Here is a 16,112-nt window from a genome sequence, read left to right on the forward strand (position 1 = left end):
TTCGCTTTAGACCTTCAACACCTTCCCACCAATCGCCACCGCCACCAGCAATAGCGCCATCAGGCCAAAGGCAAAGCTCAAACTGGCAGCATGCGCGACAAAACCGATCACCGCAGGCCCCGCAAGAATCCCGGCATAGCCCAGGGTGGTAATGGCCGGCACGGCAATGCTTTCCGGCATCACGGTCTGCTTGCCCACGGCGGTGTACAGCACCGGGACAATGTTCGAGCAACCGGCGCCGAGCAACGCATAACCGGCCAGCGCCGCTTCCCAGCTTGGGGCGAATGTCGCCAGGAACAGGCCGGCCGCTGCGGTCAGCCCACCAAAAACAATCACCCGCGTGGCGCCCAGACGTCGCACGATTGAATCACCGGTCAAGCGCCCAGCGGTCATGGTCAGTGCAAACGCCGCATATCCGAGCCCGGCATAGGCTTTGTCGATTCCACGTTCTTGCGCCAGGAACACCGCGCTCCAGTCCAGTGCGGCGCCTTCGGCGAGGAACACAATGAAGCACATGCCACCGATGAACAGCACGATGCCATGAGGCACCGCAAACGCCGGGCCGGAACTCTCGCTGCCATAGGGCAGCAGGTGCGGCGCGGCCTTGAGCAAGGCGATCACCAACAGCACGATCACCACCAGCATGGCGCCCAACGGCGACAGGCCCAGGCCCAGCAGGCCACTGACGCCAGCCGCGCCGACGATTCCGCCGAGGCTGAACAAACCATGGAAGCCCGACATCATGGTTTTGCCGCTGGCCCGCTCGACGATCACCGCTTGCAGGTTGACCGTCGAGTCCACCGTGCCCAAGCCTGCGCCGAACAGAAACAGAGTCGCGATCAACGCGGGAATCGAAGACACCGTCGCCAACAAGGGCAGCGCCAGGCAGATCAACAATGTCCCGCCACTCAACACCCGGCGACAACCAAAACGCGTGGCCAACAACCCGGCCATCGGCATAGCCAGAATCGAACCCACCCCCAGGCACAACAGCAACAGCCCCAGCGTGCCTTCATCCAGCCCGGCCCGCGCCTTGGCATACGGCACCAACGGCGCCCACGCGGCGATGCCGACCCCGGCGATGAAAAAGGCGACGCGCGTGGACATTTGTTCCAGGCGTCCGGGAACGAATGAGGTCTGGGTGTTGAGGTTGGTCATATCAATCCTTGGCAAAAAACGTCGCGTCTCCAAGGGACAGTGATCGTGCGGCGAGGTTTCGATCAGCGTCCGCCAGGTTTTGCGTTCCGACAGACTGACATCCTTGCACAGCCGATGCGTGTTTCGCGATAGTGAACCCGACTGATCATTCCAGCAGGGAGACCGCCATGGCGCGGATGTACGATGCACGGGGCAATATCTACATGGTTGTGGCGCCGCAAGCGCTGCGCAGCCAAGGCATAGATTTGCCGGATCAAGCCAGCCAGGCTGCGCAAACCCGCGAGAGCTGGGCATTGGCGGCTATCGAGGCGTGCTGTTCCTGGGCGCCGGGCGAGCAGCCGCCCGGCAGTAAGGACCATAGCAGCGATGGTTTGCTGGTCGGTCCGTTTCAGGCATCGCCACCGTTTGATCTGTTGATCGTCAACACCGATGGCACGTTTGCCGAACGCAGTGGCAACGGGCTGACGATTTTTTCTCAGGCGCTGAGCGACCTGGGATTATTGCCCGGCGACGAAGCGTGTTTGTTACGGGTACATCACGACAAGGCCGACGTGGTTTCACCGGGCGAAACCTTGGTGAAAGCGGCGCAGGTCGAAGGTGTGCAGGGGTTTTGGCTGGATCTGGGGCAACCGGCTTTCGGCCCGCAGGCGGTGAGCGCGCATGGCGTTGAAAGCGTGACGTTCAATGGTCGTGAGCTGAGCCATGTGCAGCCGTTGGCAGCGTTGAATGACGCGTGGGCGCACAGTCAATTTGCGCGGGTGGGTAATCCGCATTGCGTGACGCTGGTGGACCACGCGGATGCGTTGCCGAGCAATGAACAGATGCGTGAGCCGGCGTTGGGCGAAGGGCTGACGCGAATTGCTTTCGCCATACCCACCGGTGCAGGACAGCCGTGCCCGGCGGGAATCAATCTGCAATGGGCGATGCATGACGGCGGGCAGCGAGTGATCGCACGGGTCTTCGAACGGGGCGAAGGGCCGACGGCGTCATCGGGCACCAGTGCCACGGCGGTGGCGTGTGCAGCCTGGCGGGTGGGTTGGGTGACTGCCGGGGAGGTGAGGGTGACCATGCCCGGTGGTACGGCGCCAATCTTGCTGGAGCAAGAGCGGGGGGAATTGAGTCGGGTCAGTCTGTTTGGTACGGCTCGGTTGGTTTGATGTCGCCGTTATCGGATCGCCGCCAAGTAAACCCGGCATCTGAGGACATGTCCTACAGGAATTTGGCAGAGCGACATAGGAAAGGTCTTTTTCACTGTATTCAGGAGGTGTAAGCCAAATCATTCTTTATAGAGAAAGTTCTAGATTTGCTCATGACGGAGTTGACTTCCAACTCCACTGCCAAGGAACGGTGGCATGGCATTTGATGCTTTTTTGAAAATCAATGGTATCCCGGGTGAAGCGCTTGATGAACAACACAGGGATTGGATCGAAATTACCGGCTACCGTTTCGGCACCCGACAGGGCACTTCAGCGACGGCCAGTTCTGCGGGTGGTGCTTCTTCTGGGCGTACCACCGTTTCCGATTTTACGTTCACAAAAACCCTCGATAAATCCAGTAGCAAGCTCCTGGAAGCCAGTTGCGCAGGTGACCACCTGAAAGATGTTGTATTGAAGTTGCACCGCGCGGGAGGCGAGAAACTCAAGTACTTCGAGATTCAGCTGGAAGAGGTAATCATCTCCAGTTATTCGCAAGTTGCAAATGATGGAGTCCCTACTGAAACGATCAGTCTTGATTACGGGCGCATAAAAACCATCTACACCCAGCAAAAGCGTACGGACGGCGGGGGCGGCGGAAACGTGGCGGGTGGGTGGGATCGTATTGCAAATAAAAAATGCTCGTGAGGTTTAGCTGATGTCAAAGGCCTACATTTTTATCAATGAGCATGTGCAGCCATATTCATATTTAAAGTCGAACTTGAATCTTGGAAAGAAATCCAGTGTCAAGTTTGATGTGCTGAACTCGCACGTTGTCAATACGGTGGTGTTGCCCGGTGAAATAATCATTGTTGGTGATGATTCAGTGTTGATCTGTACCGCCGAAGAAGCGTTTTATATGCGCAAAGCGTTGGAAGTCCATTTGGCGATTATGACTAATGGAATGCAGGGTGATGGTTTTTTAGTTGAGAATCACGAGCTTTTGACAAGGATTCTCGGTTATTCATCTATAGGGATAGGCGCGGTGGGGGGTGCCTGGAGCAAGCACCTTGATGGCATCAAGAATACCCTCGAAAATATTGAAGCCGCTCATGGTGAACTTCCCGGAAGTGGTGGCGCTGGCAGTCGAGACGCTTTTTATGCAAAGCGTAAGACACTATTTGAGAAGCTTGATGCTCAATTAAAAAGCTTTGCCCGATTTGGGTCCGGTTTACGTAACCAAGGCTCGATCAAGGACATGCTGGGTATCTCCACCAAAAGCTACCTGCATACAGGAACCATAGCCGGCTACGCTGAAACCATTAATGGCGTGGCGAAAGCTTCGAGCCTCATGAAAAAAGGTACATATCTTGGAGTCGGTCTGAGTGTCACTGCGACAGGTGCCTCAATTTATAATGCATGCACGACTGGGCGTGAGGATCAATGCAGGAAAGCTAAATATGTAGAAGGAGGGAAGTTGTCCGGGGGGCTTTTCTTCGGAGCTTTGGGAGGGGCAGCTGGTGGTTATGGAGCTGCGCTAGCATGTGCCCTCGTTTTCGGGATCTCTACCGGCGGTCCCGGCGCTCTGGCGTGTGGCGTGATCGGGGGTGGGATCGGAGGTTTGATTGGAGGCGAATCTGGTGAATCTTTTGGTGAGTTGAGTGGCGAGCTGTTGTACGAGCACTCACTAAAATGAGTGATTCAGTGCTTCTGTTAATAATGCTGTTCATATTTTTCATGGCATTTGTAGCTATTTTTTGGATGTTGATATTTTCTTATAGGTACACGGAGTTGATTGAGGAGTGTTTAAGTAAAAGTCGATTTGTAGCGAATAATCGTGAGGCATTTTCTGGTTTGGGTCTGATTGGAAAAGTACTCAGGAATGGATCGGTAGCAACAATGTTTCTGATCCCTCGGTTATGCGAAAAACGTGGTCTTATAGAAAAGGATGAGTTGTTAAGTTTGCCGCCAAACCTTAAGCGAATGTTGATAATTCCTTATGTCATGGGAGGGGTGTCATTTTTTGCAATGCTCGTTATTCGATTTTTTTATGTTTGATGGTTTGTTCTCTGGTCCTCAGGCTCTAGGTTCAAGGGTGGTCAAGTGGATGGATCACTGGAGGGATTGATTTAAATATGGGGGAAGGGGCGGAAATTTTTGTGAGTTACTGTCAGAATGAGTGATATTGCGTTTGCGATTATTTCGACATTTATCATGGTTGCCATGTTTGTAGTGATGTGCTGGTTGTTTTTATCTTGTTATCGATTTACGGAGCTAATAGAGGGTTATCTAAGTGATAGTAAATTTGTGCAACATAATCGAACCGTATTTGAAAGTGCGGGATTAATTGGGATGGTTATCAGGAACTGCTCCATAGCATGAGTATTCTTGATTCCTAAATTCTGCGAGAGGCGTGGTCTTATAGAAAAAAACGAATTATCCAATTTGCCTCCTTACCTTAAACGAAGGCTGTTAGCACCTTGGATTGCGGGAGGTTTGTTGTTTTTTGCAATGTTCGTTCTTTGGCTTTTTTTGTGTGATTTTTACATTTGGTTATCGCCAGTTTGACGCCACGGTACATAACCGACAACGAATCGACGAGCGATGACCAAGTTGCAAATACATTTAAACCGAAAGATCAATCCAGCCCGGAGAACGCCACCACCGGCATCGTCCGCTTCATCAACACCTTGCCCCCGCGCACCGAATACAGCGGCAATCCCTGGCTGCGAATCACCTCGTAGTCATTTTCGGCGGAAAGAATCAGCAGGTTCGCCGGCCGTCCCGGTTCCAGTCCGTAGCGATCACCCAAGGCCAAGGCCTTGGCGCTGTTGTCGGTGACCAGGTCCAGCGCACTTTGCAGGTTGCGGTAACCGAGCATGTGACAGATGTGCAAACCCGCTTCGAGTACCCGCAAGATGTTGCCGTTGCCCAGTGGATACCACGGGTCGACGATCGAGTCCTGGCCGAAACACACGTTCATGCCGGCTTCGAGCAGCTCGTTGACTCGGGTCACGCCTCGGCGTTTCGGGAAGTTATCGAACCGGCCCTGCAGGTGGATGCTCTCGGTAGGGCATGAAACGAAACTGATGCCCGAATGCCCGAGCAGACGAAACAGTTTGGCGCAGTAGGCATTGTCGTAAGAGCCCATGGCCGTGGTGTGGCTGGCGGTGACGCGTGAGCCCATGTCGCGGCTGCGGGCTTCTTCGGCCAGCACTTCGAGAAAGCGTGAATGCGGGTCATCGGTTTCATCGCAGTGCACATCCACCAGGCACCCGGTGCGCTCGGCCAGGTCCATCAGGAATTTAACCGAACTGACGCCCTGATCGCGGGTGTACTCGAAATGCGGAATGCCGCCGACCACGTCGGCGCCCATGTGGATTGCTTCCTCCATCAAGTCCCGGCCGTTGCGATAGGACTCGATGCCTTCCTGGGGGAACGCGACGATTTGCATGTCCACCAGGTGTCGGCTTTCCTCGCGCACTTCGAGCATCGCTTTGAGGGCGGTCAGTTGCGGGTCGGTGACGTCGACATGGGTGCGCACGTGCTGGATGCCGTGGGCGGCCAGGTCCTGGATGGTTTTTTTGGCCCGGGTCTTGGTGTCTTCGAGAGTGATGGTTGCCTTGCGCTCGCCCCAGCACTCGATGCCTTCGAACAGCGTGCCGCTCATGTTCCAGCGCGGCTCACCCGCCGTCAGGGTGGCGTCGAGATGGATATGCGGCTCGACGAAGGGCGGGATCACCAGGTTGCCGCCGGCATCCAGATCGTCCGGCCCCAGGGTCGGTGCCTCGGTCTGGCGAGCAATATTGCTGATCAGGCCGTTTTCCAGGTGCAACTCATGCAGGCCTTCCTGGTTGCGCAACCGGGCGTTGATGATGTGCATCAGGAGCGTCCTTTTCGATAGACAGTGACTCTACGTTAGCGCGATGGGGGCAATTTCTGCCAGCGGCATTGGGCAGCGTTACAGAAAAAAGATCGCAGCCTTCGGCAGCTCCTACAGGGACCGGCGTAGGCGCTGCCGCAGGCTGCGATTTTTTGATGTTTAGAGCGGCAAGAATCTCAGAAGCGCAGCGACAATGGCCTCAGGCGCATCTTCCTGCACCAGGTGCCCGGCGTTGGGGACCGGGTGGAATTGCGCGCCGGGAATCAGTTGCTGCAAGGCGCGCCCGCGTTCGATGGGGATCCACTGATCGTCTTCGCCCCACAGAATCTGCACCGGGCAACGAATCGTCGGGTACAGGCCCTCTGCCTCACGGGTGTAGCGTTCGTCCATCTGCGCGATCTGCCGATAGAACGCCGCTTGCCCGGGATCGCCCAGCCAGGGTTGCACGTAGGGCGCGAGTTCTTCGTCGGGGATTTCGCGTTTGATTGCCCCGCGAATATAAGTCGGCACGATGGCCCGCTGAATGTAGTCGGGCAAGCCGCTGAACGCCGCTTCATGCTGACGCACATGCTGCACGAACGGCGAGCCCCAGGGCGTCAGCGCCACCGGGTCGATCAGCGTCAGACTGCGGTAATTCTTGCCGTTGAGCAGGTGCGCACGCAGGGCGGTCGCGCCGCCAAAGTCATGGGCGACCACATCGGGGCAGGCCAGACCCCAGTGATCCAGCAGCTGCGCCAACAACTCGTTCTGCACCCCCAGCGAGACATCGCCATCGATTTTCTCGGACAGCCCGTAGCCGAGCAGGTCGAAGTAGTGAATGCGGTGCGTGGTGATGAAGTGCGGCGCAATCCGGTGCCATACATAAGAAGAGAAGGGCGTGCCGTGCACGAACACCAGCGGCGGACCATCACCGCGTACGGCATAGCGAACGGAGTGTCCGTTGAAGCGATAGGTTTGCGGTAATGGCCAGTCAGTCATGCGCGTGTCCTCTTGGCGGGTGCGAGCCAAAAAGCATAGGCATAAAAAAACAGCCGTTGAAGGCTGTTTTCTGTATCACTGACGAAACGCACGTCCCTAATGTAGGAGCTGCCGCAGGCTGCGATCTTTGATTTTGATCTTTTGGCCTAGAAGATCAAAAGATCGCAGCCTGCGGCAGCTCCTACGGAGGCGTTCGTTTTAACTGGATCACTCGCCGCGATAGATGCAACCGCTGGTGCACGTCTCGTGGATGCGGATCGCGCTGAGTTCCGGCAGCAGAGGCTTCAGTTCCTGCCAGATGAATTTGGCCAGCACTTCGCTGGTCGGGTTTTCCAGGCCGGGAATGTCGTTCAGGTAGTTGTGATCCAGACGCTCGTACAACGGCTTGAAGATCGCCTTGATCTCCGAGAAATCGCGGATCCAGCCAGTGTGCGGATCAAGATCGCCGCTCAGGTGAATCGCCACTTTGAACGAGTGACCGTGCAGGCGTCCGCATTTGTGGCCGTCCGGGACGTGGGGCAGGCGGTGGGCGGATTCGAAGGTAAACTCTTTGAAAATTTCCACAGTGTTATCAGCTCTGTTCAGGTGGCGTTCGCCGCAGCGATTCGGGCAGGCGGCGAGTTTAACAGTTTGTCCTGACTAAAGGGTCAGCAAGCGCTCGCCAAGGCGACCGTTGGCGGCCAGTTCGAGGAATTCATCGCCCATGCGCCGGCTTTCATCCATCGCTGCACGCCAGTATTTTTGCCGGCTCGGAGCATCGCCCATGAAGCGTTTGAAGTCGTTTCGATCCGGCAGTTTGCCGTAGGGCAGGCGCGCCAGATATTCCCTGGATGGCGCCACCAGCAGCACATTCTGCAGGCGTGCCGGGCAGGCGCGGCGCCACGGCAGGGTTTTGTCGAACCAGCCGGGAATCACCCGGTCGGTGAAGTGCGGATAGAGCACGATGTCATCGCCGCTATAGGGCAGATCGAGGTGATAGTCCAGCAGGCCACCGTCGCGGAACGTCCCGGCGCCAGCACCAGGCAGGTCGCGCACGCCTTCCATCACCATCGGGATCGACCCCGAGGCGAGCAGGGCTTGGCGCAGATTGCCGGCGTCCAGGGCGATAAAACGCGACGGAAAGTCGTTCAGGGCATTGACCGGCGGTGCCAGGCGCGGGTCGTGGATGATCAGGCGCTCGAAGTGCCTCGACAGCCGGGCGCGGCCGCGCAGGTTATCGGCGATCACCGACGACAGGCCCAGGCCCAGGCGCCCGCGATGGTCATCGGCGAGCAAGCCGTGGCTTTTGACCACCATGATGTTCAGGCGGTAATGGGCGTTGTCGAGCAGGGCGGCATCGCGACCGTCGAGCAAATCATCGAGCATGCGCCGCGAGCTCTGGCTGATCTGCGCCATGGTCACACCCTTGGCGAAGTTCTGCTCGGTGTAGAGGTGGCCGAGTCGGCGAATGCCTTCGGCGGCGTCCGGCAGGCAGGCACTGGCGAAGCGCCAGGAGCCCACCGAGGCACCGATCAGTGAGCGCTCCCGGGGCGCCGTCGGCAGCCATTCGCCGAACAACGCCAGATCCAGCCCCTGAATCCCCAACGCCTTCGGGCCACCCGCAGCACCAGGCAAGGTGCCAACGTCGGCGGCGTGCAAACCGTTTTCACGAATGCGCGCCAGAGCACGCGGCCCGGCCTTGAGCGTCAGCGAGGGGAATTTGATGTGGATGGCGGTCATACCGGTCTCTGTGTCTGGTGAGCGGGGAATTATAATCGCGGCCGAAGCATTCAATGTAGGAGCTGCCGAAGGCTGCGATCTTTTGATCTTCGGCAGCTTCATGGACGCCCAAAATCAAGATCAAAAGATCGCCGCCTTCGGCAGCTCCTACAGTGGGGTTCTATTCTGTGGCCAATGATGGCAATTCAGTTTCAATTAAGTTCATATCGCTATGGTGGCCCCCGTAGGCAATACCTAAAAGAATACGGAGACACCCATGAAAACCCTGACTGCCCTGTTCACTGCGTCCATCATCACCCTCACCGCCAGCATCGCCCACGCGCGCGATCTGGGGCCGGATGAAGCCTTGAGGCTGCGCGACGCTGGTACCATTGTGTCTTTCGAGAAGCTCAATGCCACCGCACTGGCCAAACACCCGGGCTCCACCGTCACCGAAACCGAGCTGGAAGAAGAGTACGGCAAGTACATCTACCAGATTGAACTGCGCGACCCGCAGGGCATCGAGTGGGATCTGGAATTAGACGCGGTCAGCGGGCAGGTTCTCAAGGATCATCAGGATTCGTAATGACACTGCTTTCGTTTACAAAACGGCGCGCCAGCCGTCGACTCGGGCTGGCGCTATTGGTTTTTTGCTCGGTGGTCATGGCCCGCGACCTGGATCAGGACGAGGCGCTGCGCCTGCGCCAACAAGGTGTGATCCTGCCGCTTGAGCAGTTATTGCAGCAGGCGCTGGACCGCTATCCCGGCGCCAAACTGCTGGAAGCCGAGCTCGAAGAGAAGCACGACACCTATATTTATGAAGTCGAGTTGCTTACCACCGAAGGCGTGGTGCGCGAGCTCGACCTTGAAGCCGCCACCGGCCGTTTATTGAAAGACAAGGAAGATTGATCGATGCGTTTGCTTCTGGTGGAAGACCACGTGCCCCTGGCCGACGAACTGTTGGCCGGCCTCAATCGCCAAGGATATGCGGTGGACTGGCTGGCCGATGGTCGCGACGCGGTGCATCAAGGCAGCACCGAGCCCTATGACCTGATCATTCTCGACCTCGGTTTGCCGGGGGTGCCGGGGCTTGAGGTGCTGGCTCAATGGCGCGCCGGCGGACTGGCCACGCCCGTGCTGATCCTCACCGCACGCGGCTCGTGGGCCGAACGCATCGAAGGCTTGAAGGCCGGTGCCGACGATTACCTGACCAAACCGTTCCATCCCGAAGAGCTGCACCTGCGCATTCAGGCGTTGTTGCGCCGCTCCCATGGCCAGGCCAATCAACCGACGCTCAAGGCCGCAGGGTTGCATCTGGATGAAGGGCGCCAATGCGTGATCCGCGACGGTACCGAGATCCAGCTCACTGCCGCCGAGTTCCGCTTGCTGCGTTATTTCATGCTGCACCCCGAGCAAATCCTCTCCAAAAGCCACCTCGCCGAACACCTCTACGATGGTGAAACCGAGCGCGACTCCAACGTGCTGGAAGTCCACGTCAACCACCTGCGGCGCAAGCTTGGCAAGACAGTCATCGAAACCCGTCGCGGCCAGGGTTACCTGTTCGGCGGGCAAGCGCGGTGAGGTCGATCCAGCGGCGCTTGAGCCTGGGCCTGATCAGCGTGATGGTGATTGTCGGCCTGATCCTGGCGCAAACCAGTCTGTGGTTATTCGAAATGGGTTTGCAGCGCTACCTCGAAGCCGGGTTGCGCAACGACAGCGAGAACCTGCTGGTGGCGCTGGTGCGTGGCCCGCAGGGCTTGCAGCTGGATGAACGACGCCTATCACCGGCCTATCAGCGGCCGTTTTCCGGGCACTATTTCCGTATTGATTTTGCCGACAGCCATTGGCGTTCCCGTTCGTTGTGGGACCAGGAACTGCCGCGCCTCGACCATCCCGGCCTGCACAGCAATCTGCAATTGGGGCCGGAAGGGCAGCAGTTGCTGGTGCTGCGTTCGGACTATCGGCGCCTCGGTCAGTCGATCTCCATCAGCGTGGCCCAGGATTACACGCCCGTGCGCGAAAGCTTCCAGCGCATGCAGCAGGTGGGGCTCGGATTGGGGCTGGCGGGGTTGTTGCTGATTCTGTTGTTGCAACGGATCACCGTGCGCCGCGCCTTGCGTCCACTGGAAAAGGCCCGCGAGCAAATCGCGCAACTGCAACAGGGCCAGCGCTCGCAACTTGATGAGCAGGTACCGGTGGAACTGGAGCCGCTGGTGGCCCAGATCAACCACCTGCTGGCCCACACCGAAGACAGTCTCAAGCGCTCGCGCAATGCGCTGGGCAATCTCGGCCACGCTTTGAAAACTCCGCTGGCGGTGCTGTTGAGCCTGGCCTCGAGCGAGCAACTCGACGCGCACCCGCAACTGCGCAAGGTGCTCAAGGAGCAGCTGGAGCAGGTGCAGCAGCGGCTCAATCGCGAACTTAATCGGGCACGTTTGTCCGGCGATGCACTGCCGGGTGCGTTGTTTGATTGCGACGCCGAACTGCCGGGGTTGTTGGCAACGTTGAACATGATTCACGGCGAGCACCTGAACTTGAGCTATCGCGCCCCGTCGGGGCTGCAACTGCCGTGGGATCGTGAGGACCTGCTGGAGCTGCTCGGCAACCTGCTGGATAACGCCTGCAAATGGGCGGATGCCGAAGTTCGGTTGAGCGTGGTGGAAACCGCCGATAGCTTTGAGCTTAGCGTCGAAGATGACGGGCCGGGCATTCCCGAAGACCGCCGTGATCAGGTGTTCAGTCGCGGCACACGTTTGGATGAACAGACCGATGGGCATGGTCTGGGCCTGGGCATCGTGCGCGATATCGTCGACACCTGGGGCGGGGTTTTGCGCTTGGAAGAAAGCGAGTGGGGCGGGCTGAACGTGCTGATCGAACTACCAAAACGCAGCTAAAACCACACCACAAAAACCTGTAGGAGCGAGCAGGCTCACTCCTACATTGGTTTGTGTTGTGCCCGATTCAGGTGTGATGAATCTCCCGATCCTTGGTTTCCGGCATGAAGAAAATCCCCAGGACCGCCGTCATGACCGCGATCACAATCGGATACCACAACCCGTAATAGATATCCCCCGTGGCCGCGACCATAGCGAAGGCCACCGTCGGCAGGAAGCCGCCGAACCAGCCGTTGCCGATGTGATAGGGCAGTGACATCGAGGTATAGCGGATGCGCGCCGGGAACAGTTCAACCAGCCAAGCGGCGATCGGGCCATACACCATGGTCACGTAGATCACCAGGATGGTCAGGAGCAGCAGCACCATCGGATAGTTGGTCTTGGCCGGGTCTGCCTTCTCGGGGTAACCGGCCTCTTTCAGTGCGGTAGCTAGGGTGGCGGTGAAGGCGTCGTTCTGAGCCTTGAAGTCGGCGGCCGGCATGCCGGTGCCTTCGAAGCTCTGGATGACTTTGTTACCAATGCGCACTTGCGCCACGGTGCCAGGCTCGGCTTTCTCGTTTTTGTAGGGGATCGCCCGTTTGGCCAGCACGGTCTTGGCCAGGTCACAGGAACTGGTGAATTTGGCCTTGCCCACCGGGTCGAACTGGAACGAGCACTGGTCAGGATTGGCGACCACAGTGACCGGGTTTTTCTCCTGGGCAATGAACACGTCGGGGTTACCGTACTGCGTCAGTGCATGGAAGATCGGGAAGTAGGTCAGCGCCGCCAGGATGCAGCCGGCCATGATGATCCCTTTGCGGCCGATGCGGTCCGACAGGCTGCCGAAGATGACGAAGAACGGTGTGCCGATCAGCAGCGAGCCGGCAATCAGCAGGTTGGCGGTCTGAGCGTCGATTTTCAGCGTTTGCAGAAGGAAGAACAGCGCATAGAACTGCCCGGTGTACCAAACCACAGCCTGGCCGGCTGTACCGCCGAGCAGGGCCATGATCACGATTTTCAGGTTGTCCCAGCGGGCGAAGGATTCAGTTAGAGGTGCCTTGGACGACTTGCCTTCAGCCTTCATTTTCAGGAACACCGGCGACTCGCTGAGTTGCAGGCGGATGTACACCGAGACGATCAGCAGCAGGATCGACAGCAGGAACGGAATCCGCCAGCCCCAGGCTTCGAAGGCTTCAGTGCCCAGGATGGTGCGGCAGGCGAGGATCACCAGCAGCGACAGAAACAGGCCGAGGGTCGCGGTCGTCTGAATCCACGAGGTGAAGAAACCGCGTCTGCCTTTCGGTGCATGTTCGGCCACATAGGTTGCCGCACCGCCGTACTCACCGCCCAGGGCCAGGCCTTGCAACAGGCGCAGGGTGATCAGAATGATCGGCGCCGCCACCCCAATAGTCGCGTACCCGGGCAGGAAACCCACCACCGCGGTGGAGACACCCATGATCACAATGGTGATGAGGAAGGTGTGTTTGCGCCCGATCATGTCGCCCAATCGGCCAAACACAATCGCTCCGAACGGCCGCACGGCAAAGCCTGCGGCGAAGGCGAGCAAAGCGAAGATGAAGGACGTGGTTTCGTTGACGCCGGCGAAGAAGTGCTTGGCGATGATCGCGGCGAGGGAGCCATACAGGTAAAAGTCGTACCACTCGAAGACGGTGCCCAACGACGAGGCAAAGATGACCTTGCGCTCCTCCTTGGTGATCCCGTGGTTGGGCGCGCTGCCCGTGGTTGTGTTGTCGATTGCCGCCATGAGTTTTCTCCGTTGTTCTTGTTTTAGGCCGGAGCACCTCTCAATTTTTGCCGTACCCGGGCCCTGGGACACAGACTGACGGCCTCGCATCGCTGCAAGGTTTCATGAAGCATAATCGGCTTTGGGTAGATATCCACTCGCCATCATTAAGTCTGGCAGCGATGGACATTAAAGAACGGTAGGAGCGAGCCTGCTTGCGATAGCGCTGTATCAGACACATTTGATACTGAATGTGTCACCGCCATCGCCAGCAGCCTGACTCCCACAGGGGATCAGTGGGAGTTAAACGCGGAACTGGTCCATCAACCCCTGCTGATGGTTGGCCAGGCAGTTAAGCGACTGGCTGACCCGTGCCGATTCATTGGCCTGCCCCGACAGCGACTCGGTCACGTCGCGGATAGTCGCCACGTTGTTGTTGATCTCCTCGGCCACCGCGCTTTGCTCTTCGGCCGCGCTGGCGATTTGCAGGTTCATGTCGCTGATCACGGTCACTGCGTCGCCGATCTGCCGCAGCGCCGTCACGGCCTGCCCAACCTGTTCGACACTGCCCTGGGCCTGGCGATGGCTGTTGCCCATCGAGCTGACCACGTCCTGGGTGCCGGTTTGCAATTGCTCGATCACCAGGCGGGTTTCCTCGACGGACTCCTGAGTGCGCCGCGCCAGGTTACGCACTTCATCGGCGACCACCGCAAAACCACGCCCGGCCTCACCGGCACGGGCTGCTTCGATAGCGGCGTTGAGCGCCAACAGGTTGGTCTGTTCAGCGATGGCGCGGATCACTTCGAGCACCGAACCGATCTTCTCGCTGTTGGCGGCCAGGCCTTCGACCTGGACCATCGCCGCGCTCATGTCGGCAGCAAGATTGTCGATGCTGGCGGTGGTGCGGTCGATCACGGTCAAGCCTTGACGGGTCGCCTGATCGGCATCCCGCGCCGCTTGTGCAGCTTGAGCGGCGCTGCGGGCTACGTCCTGAGCGGTGGCGCTCATTTCGTGGGACGCGGTCGCCACTTGATCCACCTGACGGTATTGCTGCTCCATGCCGGCGCTGGTCTGAGTCGCGATGGCGGACGATTGGTCCGCCGTGCTGCGGGCGTCCTGCACCGAGCGTTTCACTTCGGCGATGATCGGTTGCAACTTATCGAGGAAGCGGTTGAACCAGCCCGCCAATTGGCCCAGCTCATCCTTTTTGTCGTAGGCCAGGCGGCGGGTCAGGTCACCTTCGCCGCTGGCGATGTCTTCGAGCATGTGCGCCACGCCAAGGATCGGTTTGGTCACGCTGCGCGCCATCAGCCACACCAGCACCAGCCCGATCAAAGCGGCAAGCACACCCAGCCCCAGCTCGGTCAGGGTGCCGGCGGTGTTGCTGTCATCCAGTTGCTTTTTCAGGGCTTCGGCAGGGCCGACCAACACCTTTTCCGGAACATCGAGCAAGACGCCCCAGGATTTGCCACCGGGAATCGGCTGGAAGGGCGACAACACCTTGAGTTGCTGTTGGCTGTGCAGGCTGGCGGTCTTGCTGCTGGTGGCGAGCGTGCGCATCAACTCGGCGCCGTTGGCCGGGTCGAGTGCTTCCAGGCGCTGGCTGAGTTTGCCAGCGTCCGGGCTGTAACCGGCGAGCAGGCCGGCGGGGCTGACAATGCTGACGCTGGTCTGGCCGTCGTAGAGTTTCTTGCTGGCGCTCTGGCTTATCGTCTGCAGGCTGTTGAGGTTGATGTCCACCGATAGCGAAGCGATCACTTTTCCGTTGACCATCAGCGGGAAAACGATGCTGGTCATCAGCACCTTCTGGCCGTCGATCACGTAGAAGTAGGGTTCGATCACGCAGGGCTTGAGGCTGGTGCGCGGGCAAGTGAACCAGGCGTTGGCGGGTTCCCCGCTGGGGCCGGTGCGGGTGTCGGTCATGTCGCTTTCCGGGAGCGCCATCGACGTCACTTTGCCCGGCGTCGGCTGCGACCAGTACAGGGCGAAACGGCCCTTATCGTTACTGCCCAGTTCGGCTTGCCCGCTGAACAGTTCATCCTTGCCGTCCAGCCCGTTGGGTTCAAATACCAGGGACAGACCGAGCAATTCCGGATTGGCTTGCAGGGCCGATTTGACCTGGCGGGTCAGGTCTTCGCGCAAGTCGAAGGCATCAAGAAAGCGCTTCTCGGCCTGGTCACGCAGGAATAGCACCTGACGGGAAAATCCATGGCCGTATTGATAGGCGTCCATGAACTGCTGGCGAATGACCAGTGCCTGGTTTTCACCCTGGGACTCGATCCGCGCCTGCGCCGCTTCATTCAGCATCTCCATGCTCGAGGCTTTCACCAACGCGGAGCTGTGCTCCATGCGGTACAGCGAAAGACCCACCAGCAGGGTCACGATGCCCGCCAGGCACAGCCCGGCCAGCAGGGTGATTTTCCATTGAATGGAAAGTTGTCTGAGCGACATGGGGACGTCCTTATTCGATAAATATCTGAGACTTTGCACTGTAACGGCTGCCATCTGGCTTTCTTTACGCGCCCCCCAAAATATCGAATCCCCCCTGTAGGAGCTGCCGAAGGCTGCGATTTTTTGATTTTTACGTCCTCAGCGGCGTTGAAGATCAAGAGATCGCAGCCTTCGGCAGCTCCTACGTGGGCAAG

At 58.6% G+C, this 16,112-nt stretch carries 14 protein-coding genes and 1 pseudogene; 7 read left to right on the forward strand and 8 right to left on the reverse strand.

The genetic code is table 11. The annotated features are described in order from the left end of the window. Positions 1-6: 6 nt before the first annotated feature. Complete coding sequence (locus tag KVG88_RS13000; protein ID WP_217871649.1) at positions 7-1,158, reverse strand: MFS transporter; 1,152 nt, start codon at positions 1,156-1,158, stop codon at positions 7-9. A gap of 167 nt (positions 1,159-1,325) precedes the next feature. Between KVG88_RS13000 and KVG88_RS13005 the strand changes: the two genes are divergently transcribed. The 3 genes from KVG88_RS13005 to KVG88_RS13015 all read left to right on the forward strand — a co-directional run bounded on the left by KVG88_RS13005 (position 1,326) and on the right by KVG88_RS13015 (position 3,987). Further along, positions 1,326-2,315, forward strand: coding sequence for a diaminopimelate epimerase (locus KVG88_RS13005; protein WP_217871650.1), 990 nt, complete (start codon positions 1,326-1,328; stop codon positions 2,313-2,315). 195 nt (positions 2,316-2,510) lie between these two features. Continuing rightward, complete coding sequence (locus tag KVG88_RS13010; RefSeq protein WP_217871651.1) at positions 2,511-2,999, forward strand: Hcp family type VI secretion system effector; 489 nt, start codon at positions 2,511-2,513, stop codon at positions 2,997-2,999. A gap of 10 nt (positions 3,000-3,009) precedes the next feature. Beyond that, positions 3,010-3,987, forward strand: coding sequence for a hypothetical protein (locus tag KVG88_RS13015; protein WP_217871652.1), 978 nt, complete (start codon positions 3,010-3,012; stop codon positions 3,985-3,987). A 942-nt stretch (positions 3,988-4,929) separates the two neighbouring features. Here KVG88_RS13015 and codA read toward each other — a convergent pair. The 4 genes from codA to KVG88_RS13035 all read right to left on the reverse strand — a co-directional run bounded on the left by codA (position 4,930) and on the right by KVG88_RS13035 (position 8,871). Next, the gene (gene codA, locus KVG88_RS13020) at positions 4,930-6,174 is read right to left on the reverse strand and encodes a cytosine deaminase (protein WP_217871653.1); all 1,245 of its coding nucleotides are present in this window, start codon (positions 6,172-6,174) and stop codon (positions 4,930-4,932) included. A gap of 159 nt (positions 6,175-6,333) precedes the next feature. Continuing rightward, positions 6,334-7,152: an alpha/beta fold hydrolase gene (locus tag KVG88_RS13025; RefSeq protein ID WP_217871654.1), complete on the reverse strand. Its 819-nt coding sequence runs from the start codon at positions 7,150-7,152 to the stop codon at positions 6,334-6,336. A 207-nt stretch (positions 7,153-7,359) separates the two neighbouring features. Then, positions 7,360-7,716, reverse strand: coding sequence for a 6-carboxytetrahydropterin synthase QueD (gene queD, locus KVG88_RS13030; protein WP_046042818.1), 357 nt, complete (start codon positions 7,714-7,716; stop codon positions 7,360-7,362). A 75-nt stretch (positions 7,717-7,791) separates the two neighbouring features. Further along, positions 7,792-8,871: a patatin-like phospholipase family protein gene (locus KVG88_RS13035; protein ID WP_217871655.1), complete on the reverse strand. Its 1,080-nt coding sequence runs from the start codon at positions 8,869-8,871 to the stop codon at positions 7,792-7,794. 256 nt (positions 8,872-9,127) lie between these two features. Between KVG88_RS13035 and KVG88_RS13040 the strand changes: the two genes are divergently transcribed. The 4 genes from KVG88_RS13040 to KVG88_RS13055 are packed head-to-tail and all read left to right on the forward strand — an operon-like array spanning position 9,128 to position 11,744. Continuing rightward, positions 9,128-9,436: a PepSY domain-containing protein gene (locus KVG88_RS13040; protein WP_150703206.1), complete on the forward strand. Its 309-nt coding sequence runs from the start codon at positions 9,128-9,130 to the stop codon at positions 9,434-9,436. Beyond that, entirely contained in the window at positions 9,436-9,759 is a 324-nt protein-coding gene (locus tag KVG88_RS13045; protein ID WP_150703207.1) for a PepSY domain-containing protein, read from the forward strand. The genes KVG88_RS13040 and KVG88_RS13045 overlap by 1 nt, the downstream gene beginning before the upstream one ends. A gap of 3 nt (positions 9,760-9,762) precedes the next feature. Further along, positions 9,763-10,431 (forward strand): response regulator transcription factor, encoded by a 669-nt coding sequence (locus KVG88_RS13050; protein WP_150703208.1) that lies wholly within the window; start codon positions 9,763-9,765, stop codon positions 10,429-10,431. Next, positions 10,428-11,744 carry a sensor histidine kinase gene (locus KVG88_RS13055; protein ID WP_217871656.1) on the forward strand — a complete coding sequence of 439 codons (1,317 nt, stop codon included), beginning with the start codon at positions 10,428-10,430 and terminating at the stop codon, positions 11,742-11,744. The genes KVG88_RS13050 and KVG88_RS13055 overlap by 4 nt, the downstream gene beginning before the upstream one ends. Positions 11,745-11,811: 67 nt before the next feature. On the opposite strand, the gene KVG88_RS13060 is transcribed toward KVG88_RS13055, so the two are convergent. The 3 genes and pseudogenes from KVG88_RS13060 to KVG88_RS31330 form a co-directional block, all read right to left on the reverse strand. Further along, positions 11,812-13,488: an MFS transporter gene (locus KVG88_RS13060; RefSeq protein WP_217871657.1), complete on the reverse strand. Its 1,677-nt coding sequence runs from the start codon at positions 13,486-13,488 to the stop codon at positions 11,812-11,814. Positions 13,489-13,770: 282 nt separating this feature from the next. Beyond that, entirely contained in the window at positions 13,771-14,526 is a 756-nt protein-coding gene (locus KVG88_RS31325; protein ID WP_412071282.1) for a methyl-accepting chemotaxis protein, read from the reverse strand. Between the two features lie 102 nt (positions 14,527-14,628). Then, a pseudogene (locus KVG88_RS31330) lies at positions 14,629-15,972 on the reverse strand (methyl-accepting chemotaxis protein); the annotation flags it as partial. Between the last annotated feature and the right edge of the window lie 140 nt (positions 15,973-16,112).

It is taken from the genome of Pseudomonas azerbaijanoccidentalis, assembly GCF_019145495.1.
Classification (GTDB): Bacteria; Pseudomonadota; Gammaproteobacteria; order Pseudomonadales; family Pseudomonadaceae; genus Aquipseudomonas; species Aquipseudomonas azerbaijanoccidentalis.

Excerpts from the sequence above, each read along its gene's own strand:
- KVG88_RS13000 (WP_217871649.1), bottom strand. The coding sequence starts at position 1,158 with ATGACCAACCTCAACACCCAGACCTCATTCGTTCCCGGACGCCTGGAA.
- KVG88_RS13005 (WP_217871650.1), top strand. The coding sequence starts at position 1,326 with ATGGCGCGGATGTACGATGCACGGGGCAATATCTACATGGTTGTGGCG.
- KVG88_RS13010 (WP_217871651.1), top strand. The coding sequence starts at position 2,511 with ATGGCATTTGATGCTTTTTTGAAAATCAATGGTATCCCGGGTGAAGCG.
- KVG88_RS13015 (WP_217871652.1), top strand. The coding sequence starts at position 3,010 with ATGTCAAAGGCCTACATTTTTATCAATGAGCATGTGCAGCCATATTCA.
- codA (WP_217871653.1), bottom strand. The coding sequence starts at position 6,174 with ATGCACATCATCAACGCCCGGTTGCGCAACCAGGAAGGCCTGCATGAG.
- KVG88_RS13025 (WP_217871654.1), bottom strand. The coding sequence starts at position 7,152 with ATGACTGACTGGCCATTACCGCAAACCTATCGCTTCAACGGACACTCC.
- KVG88_RS13035 (WP_217871655.1), bottom strand. The coding sequence starts at position 8,871 with ATGACCGCCATCCACATCAAATTCCCCTCGCTGACGCTCAAGGCCGGG.
- KVG88_RS13040 (WP_150703206.1), top strand. The coding sequence starts at position 9,128 with ATGAAAACCCTGACTGCCCTGTTCACTGCGTCCATCATCACCCTCACC.
- KVG88_RS13045 (WP_150703207.1), top strand. The coding sequence starts at position 9,436 with ATGACACTGCTTTCGTTTACAAAACGGCGCGCCAGCCGTCGACTCGGG.
- KVG88_RS13050 (WP_150703208.1), top strand. The coding sequence starts at position 9,763 with ATGCGTTTGCTTCTGGTGGAAGACCACGTGCCCCTGGCCGACGAACTG.
- KVG88_RS13060 (WP_217871657.1), bottom strand. The coding sequence starts at position 13,488 with ATGGCGGCAATCGACAACACAACCACGGGCAGCGCGCCCAACCACGGG.
- KVG88_RS31325 (WP_412071282.1), bottom strand. The coding sequence starts at position 14,526 with ATGGAGCAGCAATACCGTCAGGTGGATCAAGTGGCGACCGCGTCCCAC.